16 protein-coding genes are annotated in these 19,875 nt (G+C 59.3%); 3 read left to right on the top strand and 13 right to left on the bottom strand.

Translation table 11 applies throughout. From position 1 onward, the window contains the following. The first annotated feature begins 128 nt into the window (after window positions 1-128). Window positions 129-1,226, top strand: a complete 1,098-nt coding sequence (locus HHJ19_RS15120; protein WP_296908712.1) for an ABC transporter substrate-binding protein — start codon at window positions 129-131, stop codon at window positions 1,224-1,226. A gap of 79 nt (window positions 1,227-1,305) precedes the next feature. Here HHJ19_RS15120 and HHJ19_RS15125 read toward each other — a convergent pair whose 3' ends face one another. Together HHJ19_RS15125 and HHJ19_RS15130 are read right to left on the bottom strand one after the other, a co-directional pair. Further along, window positions 1,306-1,716: a hypothetical protein gene (locus tag HHJ19_RS15125; protein ID WP_366929416.1), complete on the bottom strand. Its 411-nt coding sequence runs from the start codon at window positions 1,714-1,716 to the stop codon at window positions 1,306-1,308. 423 nt (window positions 1,717-2,139) lie between these two features. Next, complete coding sequence (locus tag HHJ19_RS15130; RefSeq protein ID WP_296908696.1) at window positions 2,140-3,798, bottom strand: MFS transporter; 1,659 nt, start codon at window positions 3,796-3,798, stop codon at window positions 2,140-2,142. Between the two features lie 351 nt (window positions 3,799-4,149). Between HHJ19_RS15130 and HHJ19_RS15135 the strand changes: the two genes are divergently transcribed. Together HHJ19_RS15135 and HHJ19_RS15140 are read left to right on the top strand one after the other, a co-directional pair. After that, on the top strand, window positions 4,150-4,473 hold the full coding sequence (locus HHJ19_RS15135; RefSeq protein ID WP_296908697.1) for a DUF485 domain-containing protein: 324 nt from the start codon (window positions 4,150-4,152) through the stop codon (window positions 4,471-4,473). After that, entirely contained in the window at window positions 4,470-6,197 is a 1,728-nt protein-coding gene (locus tag HHJ19_RS15140; protein ID WP_296908698.1) for a cation acetate symporter, read from the top strand. Before HHJ19_RS15135 ends, HHJ19_RS15140 begins: the two co-directional genes overlap by 4 nt. 679 nt (window positions 6,198-6,876) lie before the next feature. On the opposite strand, the gene HHJ19_RS15145 is transcribed toward HHJ19_RS15140, so the two are convergent. The 11 genes from HHJ19_RS15145 to HHJ19_RS15195 all read right to left on the bottom strand — a co-directional run bounded on the left by HHJ19_RS15145 (window position 6,877) and on the right by HHJ19_RS15195 (window position 19,705). Then, window positions 6,877-7,536, bottom strand: a complete 660-nt coding sequence (locus HHJ19_RS15145) for a 3'-5' exonuclease (RefSeq protein WP_296908699.1) — start codon at window positions 7,534-7,536, stop codon at window positions 6,877-6,879. Then, window positions 7,533-9,362, bottom strand: a complete 1,830-nt coding sequence (locus tag HHJ19_RS15150; RefSeq protein ID WP_296908700.1) for a putative nucleotidyltransferase substrate binding domain-containing protein — start codon at window positions 9,360-9,362, stop codon at window positions 7,533-7,535. The genes HHJ19_RS15145 and HHJ19_RS15150 overlap by 4 nt, the downstream gene beginning before the upstream one ends. 57 nt (window positions 9,363-9,419) lie before the next feature. After that, a complete protein-coding gene (locus HHJ19_RS15155; RefSeq protein ID WP_296908701.1) occupies window positions 9,420-10,109 on the bottom strand; it encodes a 2-hydroxychromene-2-carboxylate isomerase in 690 nt (229 codons plus the stop codon). Between the two features lie 11 nt (window positions 10,110-10,120). Beyond that, window positions 10,121-10,858, bottom strand: a complete 738-nt coding sequence (locus HHJ19_RS15160) for a YbaK/EbsC family protein (protein WP_296908702.1) — start codon at window positions 10,856-10,858, stop codon at window positions 10,121-10,123. A 96-nt stretch (window positions 10,859-10,954) separates the two neighbouring features. After that, window positions 10,955-11,875: a hydroxymethylglutaryl-CoA lyase gene (locus tag HHJ19_RS15165; protein WP_296908703.1), complete on the bottom strand. Its 921-nt coding sequence runs from the start codon at window positions 11,873-11,875 to the stop codon at window positions 10,955-10,957. Between the two features lie 4 nt (window positions 11,876-11,879). Continuing rightward, window positions 11,880-12,809, bottom strand: coding sequence for a glyoxylate/hydroxypyruvate reductase A (locus HHJ19_RS15170; protein ID WP_296908704.1), 930 nt, complete (start codon window positions 12,807-12,809; stop codon window positions 11,880-11,882). 17 nt (window positions 12,810-12,826) lie between these two features. Beyond that, window positions 12,827-14,839, bottom strand: coding sequence for an acetyl/propionyl/methylcrotonyl-CoA carboxylase subunit alpha (locus tag HHJ19_RS15175; RefSeq protein WP_296908705.1), 2,013 nt, complete (start codon window positions 14,837-14,839; stop codon window positions 12,827-12,829). Next, the gene (locus HHJ19_RS15180) at window positions 14,832-15,503 is read right to left on the bottom strand and encodes a DUF4126 domain-containing protein (RefSeq protein WP_296908706.1); all 672 of its coding nucleotides are present in this window, start codon (window positions 15,501-15,503) and stop codon (window positions 14,832-14,834) included. Before HHJ19_RS15180 ends, HHJ19_RS15175 begins: the two co-directional genes overlap by 8 nt. Before the next feature lie 22 nt (window positions 15,504-15,525). Further along, window positions 15,526-16,308: an enoyl-CoA hydratase/isomerase family protein gene (locus tag HHJ19_RS15185; protein ID WP_296908707.1), complete on the bottom strand. Its 783-nt coding sequence runs from the start codon at window positions 16,306-16,308 to the stop codon at window positions 15,526-15,528. 3 nt (window positions 16,309-16,311) lie between these two features. Beyond that, window positions 16,312-17,919 (bottom strand): carboxyl transferase domain-containing protein, encoded by a 1,608-nt coding sequence (locus tag HHJ19_RS15190; protein ID WP_296908708.1) that lies wholly within the window; start codon window positions 17,917-17,919, stop codon window positions 16,312-16,314. A gap of 46 nt (window positions 17,920-17,965) precedes the next feature. Then, window positions 17,966-19,705, bottom strand: a complete 1,740-nt coding sequence (locus HHJ19_RS15195) for an AMP-binding protein (protein WP_296908709.1) — start codon at window positions 19,703-19,705, stop codon at window positions 17,966-17,968. Window positions 19,706-19,875: the final 170 nt, after the last annotated feature.

Raw genomic sequence — 19,875 nt, forward strand, 5'->3', positions numbered from 1 at the left:
GGGGTTAACGCCGCCTGTGGACTCTCCAGTTGGCGCAGTCGTGGTTTGCACGTCTCGTCAAGTTAATACTTTTATGCTTCACTCATAGCCTCGATATAAACAGGGAAAACAAAGTGAACAGAACAAGTTTGTGGTGCTTGGCCATCGTGATCGGAACGCTCAGTCAGGTGAGTCAAGCCCAAATCCTGATTGGACAAACGGCTGGGTTTACCGGCGCCGTGGCGGCCGGTGTGAACGAAACCACGCTTGGCGCGAAGCTCTACCTTGATGCCATCAACACACAAGGCGGTATCGGTGGCCAAAAAATAGAGCTCATTTCGCTGGATGACAAATTTGAAGTGAAGCTGGCGGCGGAAAATGCCCGAAAATTGATTGAAGAGCAAAACGTGGTTGCGATGTTTCTGACACGTGGCACGCCCCATACCGAGGGGATACTTCCTCTGCTCGACAAATACGGCGTGCCGCTCATTGGTCCATCCACTGGCGCCATGGTGCTGCACCAACCGGTCAAAAAGCATGTATTCAATGTGCGCGCAACCTACCAGCGTGAGGCTGAAAGGGCGGTGGCCCATCTGAGCTCCATGGGGATTAGCCGGATAGGGATCGTCTATGCAGACGACAGCTTTGGAATCGATGGTGTAGTCGGCGCACAGAAAGGTTTGGCGAACGCCAGACTCCAGCCTGTCGTGCTGGAAAAGTTCAACCGCACCAAGCCCGACTTCGGACCGATCGCACCCAAGGTATACCAGTCCAACGCGCAGGCCGTCATCATGGTCGCATCAGGACAAGCGGTACTCGACGGCGTGAAGGCTTTGCGAGCAGCCGGCTCTACCGCGCAGATCGTGACACTGTCCAACAACGCTTCGAGTGGATTTGTGAAGAGTCTCGGCGAGAACGGCCGGGGCTTGATCGTCACGCAAGTGTTCCCATCTGAGCGGTCCATTGCCTACCCCATGGTCAAGGAAGCGCTGGAACTGGCCCGGGCAAAAGGACTGGCTGAAGTCAGTCCGGCCATGCTCGAGGGTTTTGCCGCTGCCAAAGTTCTGGTCGAGAGTTTGCGCCGCGCCGGTCCCAAGCCAACCCGCGAAAAAATTCAGTCGGCACTGGAAGGCCTTCGCAAACTGGATATCGGCGGACTTGAAGTGAGCTACAGCCCGCAGAACCACACAGGGCTTGATTTCGCCGATCTATCCATCATCGGCAATGACGGAAAATTTAAACGCTGAAGTTTATGCGCCAGAAACCGGTGCGGGAGCGGCCCTGAGAATGACCGCGTCACTTCCGGTGACGCGATGGCTCGTCGATTCAGTAGTACAGGGCGCACTCCAGTTCCTGGTATCTTTCCGAACCTACGGCTTCCCTGATTTTAGGCGCCAACTCCTGCAGTTTGGCCAGATCACCTGCGGCTTCAACCGCCAAGTTGAGACGGAAGCCGCGTAAACCCAAATTTGCGGTGAGCCGGGTGGCAATCGGATAAGCTTTTGAATAGTGATCCTGTGAATTCTGGTTTGGCATGCCGTTCACATCTCGCCCCGGTATCGTGTGCGCCGCAATCGCGGGAGGCGCGGCCACGGCAAAGCCGGCCAGCAGTCCGAGTTCCACCAGGTGAGTCACATCGCCGGCAATGACGCCCAGGCTGGCTGTCGTTTTGAGCACGTCCTGCAGGCTGCGCTTGCCGTCAAACAATATGAACGCCGAACGTTGTCGGGGCGTCAATGCAAGGGACCGGTTTTGCAAAGCCGATTGACCTAACTCCGTCTTTATATAAATCATCGATTTTTCTCCAATAAACGAGGAACTGGGCGCGAGCTCCCATTGACGTTCTTGTGAATTGTTCTATCAACCTTGCACCGATTTAACTCATTTGTCCGCATACCGCACTACTTCACGGCTTTGGCGCAAGCGTCTTCAATACATGGCGGCTCGGCCGGGCAGCGGTGCCGTAAATCGCTGCTTTTCAGGAGCACCGGGGGGGGCCCTTCCCCCCCCCCCCGCGGTCAGTTGCAACAAGATTTTTGTTGCCGCCCCGCCGCGCGCCTCAAGTAAAAAGCCCCCGACACGCACTGACGAGGGCTCTTATAGTTACTGGGCTACAAGGGTCAACGCAGGCTTTGCAGGCGCGCGTTCATGGATGGCCCATCAGTCGTTGGCGTAAATGTCAACATCCTTGGTTTCCCTGACGAACAGGGTTCCCACCACGAAAGTCACTGCCGCAATGATGATCGGATACCACAGGCCGTTGTACATATTGCCGGTTTGCGCGACGATGGCAAAGGCAGTCGTGGGCAGCAGTCCGCCGAACCAGCCATTACCGATGTGATACGGCAAGCTCATGGAGGTGTAGCGGATCCGGGTGGGGAACAATTCAACCAGCATGGCAGCAATCGGGCCATACACCATGGTGACGAGCAACACCAGGTAAAACAAGATGGCGGTGACCATCACTTTGTCCATCTTGGCGGGGTCGGCCTTGGTGGGGTAACCGGCGCCCTTGAGGTCGTCGGCAACAAGTTTCTTGAATTCAACGTCCTTTTTCTTGGCGTCCTCGGCGTTCAAGCCCTTGGCGGTATAGCTGGAAATAGCGGCTTCACCAATCTTGATGGAAGCCACCGTTCCCGCAGGAGCTTCAACGTTTTCGTAGCTCACCGAAGCGCCCGCCAGCACCTGCTTGGCAATGTCGCAGGAACTGGTGAACTTCGCGGTACCTGTCGGATTGAACTGGAACGAGCATTCTTTTGGATCAGCGGTGACGACCACCTTGTTCTTGGCCTGCGCCGCAGCCAGGTCAGGGTTGGCGGCTTTGGTCAAAGCGGTGAAAACCGGAAAGTATGTCAGGACCGCAAGTAGGCAACCGGCCATGATGATGGGCTTGCGACCGATCTTGTCGGACAGGGTACCAAAGATCACAAAAAAGGGCGTGCCCAGAATCAGCGAGTAGGCCACCAGAATATTGGCGGTCGGTCCATCCACCTTGAGGGCCTGGGTCAGGAAGAAAAGTGCGTAGAACTGACCCGAATACCATACTACTGCCTGGCCGGCGGTCAAGCCAATCAGTGCCAGAATCACAATTTTAAGATTTTTCCACTGGCCAAAGGATTCGGAAAGTGGCGCTTTTGAGGTCTTGCCTTCTGCCTTCATTTTCTGGAAGGCGGGCGACTCATTCATGGACAAGCGAATGTAAACGGACACGCCCAGCAGCAAAATGGAAACGACAAAAGGAACCCGCCAGCCCCAGTCGGCAAATGCCGCTTCGCCAATAGCGGTTCTCACACCCAGAATGACCAGCAGACTGAGGAACAGGCCCAGGGTAGCCGTGGTCTGAATCCACGAAGTGTAGGCACCGCGCTTGCCGTGCGGGGCGTGCTCGGCCACATAGGTCGCTGCACCTCCGTACTCACCGCCCAAAGCCAATCCCTGCAGCATACGCAGAGCAATCAGGATCACAGGTGCCGCGACGCCAATGGAGGCGTAGCTTGGCAAAAGGCCAACAATGAAAGTGGAAAGGCCCATGATCACGATGGTGACCAAAAAAGTGTATTTTCGACCGATCATGTCGCCCAACCGCCCAAACACCAGCGCACCGAAGGGCCGGACAATGAAACCAGCCGCAAAAGCGAGTAAGGCAAAAATAAATGCCGAACCGGAGTCCAATCCGCTGAAAAATTGCTTTGCAATAATCGCAGCCAGTGAACCGTAGAGGTAAAAGTCGTACCACTCGAATACGGTACCCAGTGAAGAGGCAAAAATAACCTTCCTCTGCTCCGCTGTCATGGGTCTGTTATCCACTGCAATGACCATTTTTTTGTCTCCTTCGTTGATTTATTTGGCCATCCAGAGCGAATGACTGCCCTCACTATCCTGGCCGCTGCTGACCCGATTCTGACGTTGCGCCAACAACACCTTGCGTGAAACTGAATGTCAACTTACAGTTCAAGTATTAACCCTTACGCGTCATTTTCCATTGCAATAAATCGGGGAAGAAATGCTGGAATAACAAACTTTCACTTGGGGCAAACCGAGGGAAACTCCTTACGAAATTTCCTTTGCGCAACGTAAGGACTTGGTCAGCACCTCACCACAGAATTCACTTCCTGCATCGCCCATCCGGGCTATGGTCATTACTGACTGAACAAGTCTGAGGAGATAAACATGAGTGATCCTGTTGCGCGTGATCCGATGGTCGCCAAAATCGAGGCCAATCCCAAATACCATGAACTTCGCAGAAAACGCAATAAGTTTGGCTGGTCGATGACCGCCGTGATGATGGTGGTGTACTACGGCTACATCGCGCTGATTGCCTTCAACAAACCGTTTCTGGCACAACCTATCGGTGCCGGCGTGACTTCGCTGGGTATTCCCATCGGCTTGGGGGTAATCGTTTTCACCATTGTCATTACTGGCATTTACGTTCGCCGCGCCAATGGTGAATACGACAGGCTGACCGCCGAAATCCTCAAGGAGGCCTCCAAATGAAGGTGGGAACTCAACTCCTGACCGCCTTGTTGGCACTGTTTGCGGCCACTGCCGCGCAAGCCGCGGGCGCCGACCTGGGGCAGGTAGACAAACAGCCGACCAACTGGGTGGCGATCAGCATGTTCGGCATTTTTGTGGTCGGTACTTTGTTCATCACCAAGTGGGCCGCCTCCAAAACCAAGTCAGCCGCCGATTTCTACACGGGTGGCGGCGGGATTACCGGCTTTCAAAATGGCTTGGCCATTGCTGGCGACTATATGTCTGCAGCATCGTTTCTGGGCATTTCCGCCGCCGTGATGGCATCGGGCTATGACGGGCTGATTTACTCCATCGGCTTTCTGGTTGGCTGGCCTGTCATCACCTTCCTGATGGCCGAGCGTCTTCGCAACCTGGGTAAATTCACTTTTGCCGACGTGGCCGGCTATCGCTTCCAGCAAGCGCCAATCCGCATTTTTGCGGCCTCTGGCACTCTGGTGGTGGTGGCGTTCTATCTGATAGCCCAGATGGTTGGTGCAGGCGCGCTAATCAAGCTGCTGTTTGGCCTGGAATACTGGATGGCTGTGGTGATCGTTGGCGCCCTGATGATGATTTATGTGCTGTTTGGGGGCATGACAGCCACCACTTGGGTGCAGATTATCAAGGCCTGCCTGCTTCTGGCGGGAGTGACCTTCATGGCCTTCATGGTGATGTCGCAGTTCGGCTTCAGCTTTGAGGCGCTCTTTGCCAAAGGCGTGGAAGTCAAGACCAGACTGGCACTCAACAGCGGAAAGCTACCCGAGGAAGCCGCCAAGATCGGCTTGTCGGTTATGGGGCCGGGCGGGTTCGTTAAAGACCCGATTTCGGCCATCTCATTCGGCATGGCACTGATGTTCGGCACTGCCGGTCTGCCGCACATCCTGATGCGCTTCTTCACGGTGCCTGATGCAAAGGAAGCCCGTAAATCCGTATTTTGGGCCACCACTTGGATTGGCTACTTTTATGTGCTGATTTTCATCATCGGTTTTGGCGCCATCACGCTAGTGCTGACCAACCCCGAGTTTGCTGATACCGCCAAGGGCATCATCAAGGGCGGCGGCGGCTCCGCCAACATGGCAGCCGTTCTGGTTGCCAAGGCGGTTGGTGGCAACGTGTTCTTTGGCTTCATCTCGGCCGTGGCTTTTGCCACCATCCTGGCTGTGGTCGCGGGTCTGACACTGTCAGGTGCTTCGGCGGTATCGCATGACCTGTACGCCACCGTGATTAAAAAGGGCCAGGCCGACAGTGCCTCGGAGCTGAAAGTTTCACGCATGACGACGCTGGCGCTCGGAATTGTCGCGGTGATTCTGGGTATTGCCTTTGAAAAGCAGAACATTGCCTTCATGGTGTCACTGGCTTTTGCGATTGCGGCTTCGGCCAACTTCCCGGTGCTTTTCATGTCGGTACTATGGAAAGACTGCACCACCAGGGGCGCGGTGATTGGCGGTTTCCTGGGCCTGATTTCCTCGGTCGGCCTAACCATCGTTTCGCCATCCGTGTGGGAAGCGGTTTTGGGCCATCCGGCGGGTTCAGCCCTGTTCCCGTACTCCTCGCCAGCACTGTTCTCGATCACCATCGGGTTTGCTGGCGTGTGGCTGTTTTCGGTCCTTGACCGCAGTCCGCAGGCCGCCATCGAGCGTGGTCTGTATAAGGCGCAGCAAGTCCGTTCAGAGACCGGCCTGGGTGCTTCGAAATCTTCTGGCCACTGAGCTGGCGGGTGTTTAACCTCTGAAAAAAGGCCGGGAATTGCCCGGCTTTTTTTATGGGCTCAGGATCTTTGGAGCGTTAACCAGGCAATCAATTTGGAGGGCGGATGATCGGCTGCTTAGCAGCGCAGGCGGTCATTCAAAACACGCGCTCCAATTTCGAAATCAGCTTGTTTGATGCCTCACATTGATCTTGAATTGTCTGCAGGGTTTGTCGGAATTTTTATAGCGGTATATAAACTCGATGAGACTGCCAAAACCACTCCTGCAAGCTCCTCATAGTGGGAATTCATGTCCAGATTGGTACGCAACGCCCAGATCAATCTGCAAATTTTTTGCGTTACCCATTTTGTTAGACCCAGGGACTCAGGCATTTAAATTTCGCTTTAATTCGCTTCACTCCCGCAGACTCTGGAACTTTCATGACTGACTTTCCATTTCAATTTCGACCTTAACAAGCGTCTTTTGAAACCGGTGAAGTCGGGCTAGCAATTTGAAGCGGCAATCAGGTCGCACCTTGCGAACGGCCGCTTCTGGCCGGCTTCAGGGGGACCAATCATCCAAATCGGCGCCACATCGCCGACATCCGAAGCACCGATGTCAATGCGGAGTTCGGAGCGAGTAGTTGGAAGGGGTGCAAGTCCGTCTGACGAAGTCGTCAAACGAACCCAGACCGGCATCCTCACCCCCCCCGCAACTGCCGCAGTTTGAGAAAAGCCAGCGCCGCCATAATGGCGTCATTCAAAGCATCGTGCGCTGTCCACAGCGGAAGCTCCAGATCCCTCATGAGGCTGGCAAAGCGCAGGTCGATTGACCCGCTGTCCCGAGTGAGGTGGGGCAGCTGCTGGTATTTGTAGTCGTAGTAAAGGGCAGATACTTCGATTTTCAGCTGGGGCAGGCCCATGCCGAGCATCGGGAACAGCACCCGGTTGATCATGGCCACGTCAAACTCCAAGTAGTAGCCCACCAGCGGCCGGCTGCCGATGAAATGCATGAGCTTCATCATGGCCTCGTCTGCGCTGATGCCTTGCGCCACATCCTGCTCACGCAGGCGGTGCACGCGCACGCTGTCCGCTGAAAGACGCCGTTTTTCAGGCCGCACCAGCAACTCCAGACGCTCGCTGGTCATGATGCGGTTTTCACGGATGCGAACCGCACCAATGGCGATGATGTCGTCGGTCTTGGGATTCAAGCCGGTGGTTTCGCAGTCCAGTGCCACCCATTCATTGTCTGGCGCCGGGTCCCACATGAAACGAAACCGCGGGTCGCCCAAGTGGTAGAGCAGCCATTCACGCTTGAGTGCTGCGGCCCAGCGGGCGGGCGACAGGCCCCGGGCATTCACAAGGCCTCCAGGTGGAAGCGCTGATTCAGCAAGGCTTTAAACTGCTTGACGACGCCCAGCGTGTCCTTGAGCAAATCACGGTCCAGACTGCTGAGTTTGTCCAACTGAATGCCGTCCGAAGCGGTGTGGCCGGTCTCTAGCTGCTGCAAACCGACTTTCAACTTCAACCCCATGAAGAAATGCAGGCTTTCTATCAGATCAGTGGCCAGCTTTTCTGGCAGCCTTCCGGCCGCCACCAAAGCGGCTACCCGCTCCACGGTCGAAGTGGCGCTAATGTTGTGCGCCAGCGCCAAACTTCGTATGCCATGCACGAGCGGAAACGTACCGGCCTTCTTGATGTCCAGCGCTTCGTTGGCTTGATGATCACCGAGGAAAGGCAGGCGACTCCACCAGACGCTATTGCTTCCGAAAGCGTTGACGGCAGAGGCGAAGCGGGCCAGCATGGCATCGTTGTCAGCGGTCATGTCAAAGACTGCTGCGCGGACCTGATCGAGCAAGGCCCGGTCGCCGCAAACCGCATGGGCATCCAGGAAGATGGCCAGAGCCATAAGACTGTCGCTGCTGGCGGCCATCAGCCAGAAACGCACGGTCTGGCTGAAGTCGGTTACGGACCGGCACCAGTGCGGGTTGCTGACCATGATGTTGCCCGGACACGGTGGATAGCCAAAATCTGCAAGTGCTGCCGAAAATTGCCGGCACACCTGCGCCACATCGCTCGTAGGCGTATAGCCATCGCGAAGCACCAGTCCATTGTCCTGGTCGGTCTTAAGCAGTTGTTCGCCCCGGCCTTCACTGCCCATCACGAACAGGCAGCTGTTGGCCAACAGATCAGCCGGCGCAACCAGTTGCCAAGCACGCTCGAATAGCTTGGCATTGAGTTCCTGAACCAGGCGGGCAATCATGTTGATATGGGTGCCGCTGCGGTACAGCAGCGCAATCAGCCGGGTAATCTGTCCGGCTGCCACCTTCAGGCTGGGCACATCCTGCGCATCCTGGATCTGGATGTTGATGAGATAGGAATGGTTGGACAAAAAACTGAACAGGTCCAGCGCTTCCAGCACGCCGGTAATCTGCTCGCCCTCGGCCACGACCACCCGATGCACCTTGTGCCGGATCATGACGGCCAGGGCATCGCCCAGCTGGTCGCCGGGCCGCACCTTGATCAGCGAAAAATTGGCCAGCCCTCTGACGGCCAGGCGGTCAAGCGGCGTGCCGTCCAGAATCGCCCGCTGCAGTCCCGTGAGGGTAAAAATGCCCAGCGCAGGCGGCGACATTTGCCGGTCACGCACCAGCAGGGTTGCGGTACGCAAGGCATGAAACTGTCTGACCACCTCCAGAATGGACGTGTCAGCGTCCACAAAATGCGGGGTACGCACAAAAGCCTCGTCCACCCGCGCCATCGTCAGCGACTGCAATTCATGCCGGCTTTTACGCTCTGACAGCGCGCTGAGCTTGTTGGACAAATCCGAAAACAGCAGCGCGCCGAATGTCACATTGCCGGCGATCAGGTCACTGACCGCCTGCCTGGCCAACTGATAGGCCACCACTTCCTCGGCGGCCACGAAGCGGCTGCTGACCTTACCGGCCATCAGCCCCCGGCCGTCGAAGCAGTCGTCGGGGCCATAAGTGGTCACCACTTCATGGCCATCAAACTGCTGCACAAAACCCTTGATGATGACAAACAGGTGGGTGGGTTGCACCCCGAGCGCCAGGATGGTGGCGCCTTGGGGGAAATAAGCAATATCGACACTGTCTTGCACCAGACGCTGCTCCTCAGGCGTCAGGCAGTCAAAAGGAGAAGCCGTGAAATGGAATGCGCTGGGCATGGTGAACTCGCTCCTGTAGCCTTATTCATCCAATTTTCTCACCGGCAAGCCGCCAGTTTACTGACGCCGGATGCCTACCTGAACGTTGGCAACGGCATCCCAGTCGGGGCCGTCAAACCAGGCGTCGCCGTGCAGATAGGCGCCCAACATGGGCAGGCAATCAAGGCCCCAGAACAGCTTGTCATCGACCACAAAAGCCGGTACGCCAAAGACACCCAAGGCGATGGCCTCGTCGGTATTGCGCTTGAGCTGCGACTTGACTTCCTCGCTGTTCACTTCGCGCGAGGGCATCAGGAGGCTGGTCAGAGTCTGCAGGCGGGACGGGTCCACCGCTTGGGCGCCACCGCGCCAGACGTGGCGGAAAATGGTTTCGCAGACGAAGCGATTCGGCGACGCGGGTTCGGCAGCAGGGCTGCAAGCAAGAGCCAGCCGCAACAGCGGCAAGGGGTTGAACGGGTGGCTGGCCGGCATCTGCAGGGAAATGCCCCGGTTGTGCGCCAGCCACAGCACCTGTCGGTAGGTCCAGTCACGCTTGGGTGCAATTTCTGCCGGCCCCAGCTGGCCGTATTGCTTGAGCATGGCGCCGAACAGCACCGGTTTGTAGCTCAGGCTGTAGCTCAATCCCATGAAGGCATCGGGCAAAAGCTCGAACGCCAGATACGCATAGGGCGAGATGAAGTCGAGGTAGCAGGTGATGTGCTTTAGTTCGCCGGCCACAGGCTCGGCTGGAGGAGTCTGGGAATGCATTGGAGTGCCGGTCATGCCTGCAGGGCAGCCATGCGCTGCACGATGGTTTTCCAGAGGCTTCGCTTGCTCTCATCGTGAGCACTACCCCAGCCGGCAATCTCGTCACGGGTGCGAAAGCAGCCTTCGCACAATCCGGTGCGGGCGCTCATGCGACAGATGGAGATACAGGGCGACGCAACAGCAGTTTCGGTATCCAGCGTCGGGGCGCGCAGGCTGACCAGGCTTATTGCTCGCTGCAGTGCCCGCTTTTCCTCGTCAACGTCTACCGCCAGGTCGGCCACAGGGGCACCCGTCAGGCTTTGCAGTTGCTGCGGCGATAGCTGGAACACTCCATGAGGATGTCCCGCCGCCGCCCATATTTCATCAAAACGAAACAGGGACTCGTCAATCAGCGTGATTGGAGGCGTGGCATGGGCCAGCGGTGACACGCCACCAATCGAAAACCCGGTGCGGGCTTTGACGAATTCCGCATCTGCCCGTCCCAGCCGCTTGCCATCGATACAAACCAGCGCTTCAACCTTCTTTTCATCCACGCGCCGGTCGCCAGAAGTCACAACCAGTACCGCCGCATCGTCAGACTTGCGGCGAAAAACAATGCTCTTGGCAATCTGGCCGACAGCGACGCCCAGCGCCTCTGCCGCCTGTTGCGCGGTGCGTGCGGCGTCATTCAACATGACGGGCAAATGGGCATGACCCTTGGCATGCAAAAATTCTGCAACCCGCTGTACCCCCACAGGCAATGCCGTCAATTCAGCGCCACACATACTGCACCCCCACGCTTTTTACTCGGTGTAATGCCTCCAGGGGTGCCGTGTTTGCCTGGGTCGGTACGGCCCGGCGCACCATCAGCCAGCCCTCTTGTTCAGCAAAGCCGTCGCGGCCCGGGAATTGGGCTTGCGATCCAGAAAATCGCTGATGAATTTGCCCGCGTCAATCAGCTTGTCCAGGTCAATGCCGGTCGCTATGCCCATGCCGTGCAGCAGGTAGACCACGTCCTCCGTCGCCACATTGCCGGTCGCGCCCTTGGCATAGGGGCAGCCGCCCAGGCCGGCGGAGGAGGTGTCGAACTGCCACACGCCCATTTGCAGGCAGATCAAGGTGTTGGCCAGCGCCTGGCCATAGGTGTCGTGGAAATGGCCTGAAACGTCGTTGAGGTCGTAATGCCTGAGTGCTGCCTCCATCGCGCGCTTCACCTTGAGCGGCGTGCCGACGCCAATCGTGTCGGCCACGCCGATGTGCTGCACGCCGATGTCCTTCATCAGGCGCGCCACCAGTTCTACCCGCTCCGGCGCAATCTTGCCCTCGTAAGGGCAGCCGACGCTGCAGGAAATCGCGCCGCGAACATAAATGTTGTTGGCACGGGCCGCTACCACCACCGGCCGGAAGCGCTCGATGCTTTCGGCAATCGAGCAATTGATGTTGCGTTGGCTGAAAGCTTCGCTGGCCGCGCCGAACACGACGATTTCATCGGGCCAAAGCTCAGGCGCTGGCGCCATGGCCGCTTCCAGCCCCTGCATATTGGGCGTCAGCACCGAATAACGCACGCCCGCCTTGCGCCGGATGCCGGCCAACACCTCTGCGTTATCGGCCATTTGCGGCACCCATTTGGGCGAGACATAGCTGGTGACTTCGATTTCCGTGAGACCTGCGTCCTGCAGGCGATGCACCAGTTCGATCTTGACGCTAGCGGGAACGGGCAATTTTTCATTCTGCAAGCCGTCGCGGGGACCGACATCGACGAGCTTGACTTTGGGAGGGAGATTCATCGGTTCAGTATCCTTTGTTTGGGTCAACCACACCTGCAAGGCTGGCAATCGGTGCGCCATCCTCCAGCGTCCGGATTTTCCCGGCGATCTGGGTAAGGCTTTCTTCGCGCAGCGTGCGGGCTGAGGTGTGCGGCGTCACGATGATTTGCGGGTGTCTCCAGAACGGGTGCGCCGCAGGCAGCGGTTCGGTGCGAAACACGTCCAGTGTTGCGCCCGCCAGATGGCCGCTGTCGATCAGCGCGATCAGGTCATCGTCAACCAGGTGGCTGCCGCGCGCCACGTTGATGACATAACCGCCCGGCTTCAATCGGGCCAGCGTGTCCTGCCGCATGATGTTGTCGGTATCCGGCGTGAGCGGCAGCAGGCACACCAGGATGCGACTTGCCGCCAGAAAATCGTTGAATGCGGCTTCGCCCGAAAAGCATTGCACACCGTCAATGGATTTGGCAGACCGGCTCCAGCCCATCACGGGAAAATCAAACTGCGTCAGCGCCCGGCTCACCCGCTCGCCGAGCACGCCCAGGCCCATCACGCCGACCGGGAAATCCTGGCGCAGATGCGGCTTGCGGTACGACCATTTGCCTTGCGCTGCATCCGCCTCATAGCCGTCGAATTCACGAAAATGGCGGATCACGGCATGACACACATACTCCGCCATCTGCACCGACATGCCCGCGTCATCCAGCCTGACGACAGGAACGCCGGGCGGCAGGCGCAGTTTCATCAAGGCATCAACGCCGGCGCCGATGTTGAAGATGCCCTTGAGGCGGGGCTGCTCGTCGATGAACTGTTGTGGCGGCGTCCAGACCACGGCGTAATCGGCAGCCGGCGCGCCAGCCGACCAGACCTCCACCTCAGCGCCCGGAAAGGCGGCATGCAGGCCTTCCAGCCAAGGCTGGGATTTGGTGCCGGCACAGCAAAAACTGATGAGCATTCAGGCTTTCAGAAAAATTAGACTGAGATTTTGAGCAACTCAGCCCCTTCGGTGACCTGGTCACCCGGTGCATACAGCAGCTCCTCGACCACGCCATCGGCGGGCGCTGCAATCGTATGCTCCATTTTCATCGCTTCCATCACCGCCAGCGGCTGTCCCTTTTTAACCAGGTCGCCGGCCTTGACCGAGAACGACAGTATCTTGCCCGGCATAGGCGCGGTCAGGCGCCCGCCTTCCGTGTGACTCTCGCCCGCGTGGGCCAGCAAATCAATGGCCGTGATCTGGGTTGCGCCGCGCGCGGTAAAGACATGGTCCACCTCGCCCTGGGTATAGACCGTTGCCGTCACGCGCTGGCTGGCGAACTGGATGTCGATGCCCTGCACGCCTTTTGAGAACGCCAGTGGACCGGACATGCCGCCAACCGTCAGTTGCAAGGCGCCGTCGTGTCCATAAGTCAATGCGGCTTTGGCGGGTTCGCCGCGGAAGTCGAACTCGAAAGGCCGCTGCGTCACGCCATGGGTTTGCCATCCATCGCGGCGGCTGAAGGGGTCGCTGCCCTCGGTGGCCTTTTCGCTCAGCAGCGTCTGGGCTATCGCCGCAGCGGCCGCCATGGCCAACCCGACCGGCTCCTGATTGAAGAGAACCGCCTCTTCGCGCGGGATCAAGGCCGTGTCCAGGTTGGCCTGGGCAAACGACGGACTGCGCACCACGTAGCGCAGGAACTGCACATTGGTAGCAAGCCCGACGATGCGGGTCTGCGCCAGCGCCTCATCCATGCGGGCCAACGCTTCTTCACGCGTCTGACCATGCACGATCAGTTTGGCGACCATCGAATCGTAAAACGGCGAAATCGTGTCACCCTGACCCACGCCGTCGTCGATCCGCACCGCAATGCCCGCGTTGCGCAATTCCGCACGTTCAAAGGCCGTACACACCGGCTTGTCGTACACATGCAGCGTGCCAGTAGTAGGCAGAAAGTTGTTGTCCGGGTTCTCGGCGCAGATGCGCGCCTCGATGGCGTGGCCGTTGATCCTGAGCTGATCCTGCGCCAGTGGCAAAGGCTCGCCCGAGGCCACGCGCAACTGCCACTCCACCAGGTCGAGCCCGGTGATGGCTTCGGTCACTGGATGCTCGACCTGCAGCCGCGTGTTCATTTCCATGAAGAAGAAGTTCATGCTGCCGTCGGCACGCTGCTCGACGATGAATTCCACCGTGCCGGCACCGACATAGTTGACCGCACGCGCAGCCGCGACGGCGGCCAGTCCCATCTGCTGACGCATCTCGGACGACAGGCCGGGGGCGGGAGCTTCTTCAAGCACCTTCTGGTGGCGGCGCTGTACCGAGCAGTCGCGCTCGAACAGGTAAACGTAGTTGCCATGCATGTCGCCAAACACCTGAATCTCGATGTGGCGCGGACGCTGGGCGTACTTTTCAACCAGTACAGTGTCGTTGCCAAAGCTGTTGATGGCTTCACGCTTGCACGAGGCCAGTGCCGCATCGAAATCTTCTGATTTCTCGACCGCCCGCATTCCCTTGCCGCCGCCTCCGGCGCTGGCCTTAATGAGAACGGGGTAGCCGATGCGGTCCGCCTCGTGCTTGAGCATGACCGGATTTTGGTCGCTGCCGTGGTAGCCGGGCACCAGCGGCACGCCAGCCTTTTCCATCAGCTGCTTGGACTCGGACTTCAGGCCCATGGCCTTGATGGCCGACGCCGGCGGGCCGATGAAGATCAGCCCGGCAACGGCGCAGGCCTTGGCAAACTCCTCGTTCTCGCTCAGGAAACCGTAGCCAGGATGAATCGCCTCGGCACCGGTGGTTTTCGCCGCTTCAATGATTTTTTCCCAGCGCAGGTAGCTGTCTCTGGGCGCGCTGCCACCGATGTGGACAGATTCATCGCAAAAGCTCACATGCTTGGCGCTGGCATCGGCGTCCGAGTAGACGGCAACGGTCTTTAGACCCAAGCGACGGGCGGTCGCGGCAACCCGACAAGCAATCTCGCCCCGGTTGGCGATCAGTATTTTTTTAAACATGGGGATCATTCTTTAAAAAAGGGGACTTCAGAGTAAAAGCGGGCGCCAATCCCGGATCAGGCCTGCCACTGAAAATGCGGGCCACGCGGGCAAACAACTGCGTCAAAAAGCGCCAGCAAAGGCGGATCAGCCAGACGCTGAGCACCAGCACCATTACCAGCAACGGAATGAAGACAAAGGGATGGGCAATGGCCAGCCACAAGCCGGCCGGAACCAGACTGTCCTCGACCAGCGAGGTGCCAATGTTGGTGAACGGTTCGGGCGAGGTGTTGATGGCGGCGCGGCTGGTGGCCTTGGCGGCATGGCTGGTCGCGGCCAGCGTGCCGCCCATTAATGCCGCCACCAGCCCCATCGCGCCGCTGTCCGCGCCAAAAACCCCTGCCGCCAGGGCCGCACCGGCCGGAATGCGGATCACGGTATGCACCACGTCCCAGAGCGAATCCAGGCCGGGAATCTTGTCCGCAAAAAACTCGACAAACACCATGAAACCGCTGGCGCCCAGCACCACCGGATGCGCCAGCAAACGCAGGCCTTGCGGCAACTCAAGCCAGCCCATGAAACCGGCCAGACCCGTGAGCAGCACCACAAGGTATAGACGCACGCCGCTAGCCCAGCCCAAGGCGCCAGCCAGGGCAATCAGTTGAGCGGTATCCAGTGCCTGCATGATGAAGCCTCTTTGCTGTGAGTCAGGCCAGCCAGGACGGTTTGCGTTTTTGCAGGAAAGACTGCACGCCTTCCCGGCCTTCGCTGCTGGTACGAATGTCGGCGATGCCTTCAACGGTGCGGCCGATCAGCGGCGCCTCGATGACACGCCCGGCCACTTCCTGCACGAGCCTCTTGCAGCTGCGCACGGCATTCGGGCTGGCGCTGCTTAGGGCGTTCGTCAGTTCCGCCACCTTGGCATCCAGCTGGTCGGCGCCGACCACTTCATGCACAAAGCCGATGCGGTGCGCTTCCTTCGCGTCAAAGCGCTCGGCGGTCAGAAAATAGCGGTGCGCCGCACGCGCGCCCATGGCGCGGATCACATAGGGGCTGATGGTGGCCGGAATCAGTCCCAGTTTGACTTCGCTCAGGCAGAAGTTGGCCGTATCCACGCTGACGGCGATGTCGCAGGCTGCCACCAGCCCCATGCCGCCGGCATACACATCGCCCTGAATTCGGGCCACGGTGGGCTTGGGGCATTCGTACATCACACGCAGCATTTCGGCCAGTTGCGCCGCGTCGGCCAGGTTTTCGGCGCGGGTGTAGCCGGCCATGCGGCGCATCCAGTTCAGGTCGGCGCCAGCGCAAAAGGCCGGGCCGATGGCGGCCAGCACCACGGCGCGTACCTCGGCGCACGCGGCCATTTCCTTAAAAGCGGCGGTGATCTCGGCAATCACTTCGTCGTTGAAGGCGTTGCGGACGTCTGGACGGTTGAGGGTCAGTGTCAGCACGACGCCCTGTTGGGTGGTTTGCAGTGCAGTCGTCATTATTTACATCCTGAACAGGCCGAATTTCGTCTCGGGAATCGGCGCGTTTTGCGACGCGCTCAGGCCCAGCGCCAGCACGCGGCGGGTGTCGGTCGGGTCGATCACGCCATCGTCCCACAGCCGCGCCGTGGCGAAATACGGGTGGCCCTGGTGTTCGTACTGGCTGCGGATCGGCGCCTTGAAGGCTTCTTCTTCTTCGGCAGTCCAAGCGCCGCCCTTGCCCTCGATGCCGTCGCGCTTGACAGTGGCGAGCACGCCGGCCGCCTGGTCGCCGCCCATCACGCTGATGCGCGCGTTCGGCCACATCCACAGGAAGCGCGGCGAAAAAGCCCGGCCGCACATGCCGTAGTTGCCGGCGCCAAAGCTGCCGCCGATGATGACGGTGAACTTCGGAACAGCGGCGGTCGCCACGGCCGTGACCATCTTGGCGCCGTTTCTGGCAATGCCTTCGTTCTCGTACTTGCGGCCAACCATGAAGCCGGTGATGTTCTGCAAAAACACCAGCGGAATCTTGCGCTGGCAGCACAGCTCGATGAAGTGCGTGGCCTTCAGCGCCGACTCGCTGAACAGGATGCCATTGTTGGCGATGATGCCGACCGGCATGCCTTGAATGTGCGCAAAGCCGCAGACCAGCGTGGTGCCGTAGCGCGCCTTGAACTCGTCGAACTCGCTGCCATCGACGATGCGGGCGATGATTTCACGCACGTCAAACGGTTTGCGCACATCGACGGGTATCACGCCATACAACTCTTCTGCTACGAATTTAGGAGCTACTAATGTCCGCCCTGCTTGCGCAGAAGCCTTGTTTTTATTCAAATTCTTGACGGCGGTGCGCGCCAGCGCCAGCGCATGCAGGTCGTTTTGCGCCAAGTGGTCGGCCACGCCCGACAGCCGGGTGTGCACATCGCCGCCGCCCAGGTCTTCGGCCGTGACAACTTCGCCGGTCGCGGCCTTCACCAAGGGAGGCCCGCCCAGGAAAATCGTTCCCTGGTTCTTGACGATGATGCTTTCGTCGCTCATGGCCGGCACGTAGGCGCCGCCGGCGGTGCAAGAGCCCATGACCACGGCGATCTGCGAGATGCCGAGCGCGCTCATGTTGGCCTGGTTAAAGAAGATGCGTCCGAAATGGTCGCGGTCGGGGAACACCTCGTCCTGGTTGGGCAGGTTGGCGCCGCCCGAATCGACCAGGTAGATGCAGGTCAGGTTGTTCTGCTGGGCGATTTCCTGGGCGCGCAGATGCTTCTTGACTGTGAGCGGGTAGTAGGTTCCGCCTTTGACCGTGGCGTCGTTGCAGACAATCATGCAGTCCACGCCACTCACGCGGCCGATGCCCACAATCAGGCCGGCGCAGGGCGCTTCGCCCTTGTACATGCCCAACGCGGCCAGCGGCGCGACTTCCAGGAACGGCGTGCCGGGGTCGAGCAGCATCTGTACCCGGTCGCGCGGCAGCAGCTTGCCGCGCGCTGTGTGGCGGGCGCGGGAAACTTCGCCACCGCCAGCGGCGGCCTTGGCGAGTTGCACATGAAGGTCGTCCACCAGCGCGCGCATGGCGGCGGCATTGGCCTGGAAGTCGGCGGAACGGGCATTGAGTTTGGATTCGAGCGTGGTCATGGGTATTTGAAGGTAAAGCCAGTTTCTTTCAGGCGATTCAGGCGTTTCAGGCGGCTGGGTCTTCTTGCAGCCCGAGCTGGTTTTTCATTTCGTCGCGAATCTTGAACTTCTGGATTTTGCCGGTCACCGTCATCGGGAAGCCAGGCACGAAACGAATGTAGCGCGGCACCTTGTAGTGTGCAATCTTGCCCTTGCAAAACGCGCGAATCTCTTCCTCGACCAGCGTTTCGCCGGGCCGGATCACGATCCAGGCGCACAGTTCTTCGCCGTAACGCTTGTCAGGCAGGCCGACGACCTGAACGTCCTGCACCTTGGGGTGGCGGTATAAAAACTCCTCGATCTCGCGCGGGTAGATGTTCTCGCCGCCGCGTATCACCATGTCCTTGATTCGGCCGACGATGTTGACGTAGCCCTCCACGTCCATCGTGGCCAGGTCACCGGTGTGCATCCAGGCCTCGGCATCAATCGCCTCCAGCGTGCGAGCCGGGTCTTCCCAGTAACCGTGCATGACCGAATAACCACGCGTGCAGAGTTCGCCCGAGACGCCGGGCGCGACGATCCCGCCGCTTTCGGGGTTAATGATCTTGACCTCCAGGTGTGGCTGCACCAGGCCGACAGTCGAGACGCGCTTGCCAAGGGGCGTGTCGATGGAGCTCTGGCAGCTCACCGGGCTGGTTTCGGTCATGCCGTAGGCAATCGTGATCTGGCTCAGGTTCATGTCGCTGACCACCCGTTTCATCACCTCGGTCGGGCACGGCGAGCCGGCCATGATGCCGGTGCGCAGGGTGGACAGGTCGAAATCGGCAAAACGCGGGTGGTCAAGCTCGGCAATGAACATCGTCGGCACGCCATGCAGGCCGGTGCATTGCTCGTCCTGCACGGTTTGCAGCACGCTCAGCGGCTCGAAGCCGTCGTTCGGATAGACGATGGTCGCGCCATGCGTCAAACAAGCCAGGTTGCCCAGCACCATGCCGAAGCAGTGGTACAGCGGCACTGGAATGCACAGACGATCGTCCGGCGTCAGCTTCATGGCCTCGCCGATGAAAAAGCCGTTGTTCAGGATGTTGCGGTGCGTCAGCGTCGCGCCCTTGGGGAAACCGGTGGTGCCACTGGTGAACTGGATATTGATCGGGTCGGTGGCCTTGAGCGTCGCGGCGACATCAGCCAGCCGCGCATCGTCGGGATTGCCGCTGGCCAGCAGGCTGGAAAAACGCGTCAATCCGGGCTGTTCTTCACCCTGCCCCGCTTCGTCAATCCAGACCACGGTCTTCAGATGCGGCAGCGCTACGGATTCGAGCTGGCCCGGCTGGCCGTGCGCCCACTCGGGCGCCAACTCGCGCAGCATGCCGAAATAGTCGCTGGTCTTGAAACGCGCCATGGTGACCAGCGCCTTGCAATCGACCTTGTTCAGCGCGTACTCGACTTCGGCGGTGCGGTAGGCCGGGTTGATGTTGACCAGAATCAGCCCGACCTTGGCGGTGGCCAGTTGCAGCAGCACCCACTCAGCGTTGTTGTGCGACCAGATGCCGACGCGCTCGCCGGGCTGCAGGCCCAGGCCCAGCAACGCGCTGGCCAGTCGATCTGTTTCGCGCTGCAATTCGCCGTAGCTGTAGCGGCGGCCCTGATGCCGGCTCACCAGGGCTTCACGCGCAGGCTGTCGTGCCGCGACCGCATCAAAAAATGCGCCTATGGGCTGCTCGATCAGCGCCACATCGGTGGCGCCGCGCGCATAGCTGCGCGTGAGGTGAGGGGTTGCGGTAGTCGATGTGGGAAGCTCTGCGCTCATGATTGTCTCCTTGCCGCCGCCAGCACGGACGGATGCGCCAGTATGGCGCATTAGCGGCTCTAAAGTGCGCTTTTCAATGGCCATGAAGGTTGCAAATCGTGCCACATATCGGCACACTTCAAGATATGCCAACTGTTCCGTTTTCACCCGCCGTGACGCCTATTGCTTTT

This window comes from Polaromonas sp., assembly GCF_012927415.1.
Taxonomy (GTDB): Bacteria; Pseudomonadota; Gammaproteobacteria; order Burkholderiales; family Burkholderiaceae_C; genus Polaromonas.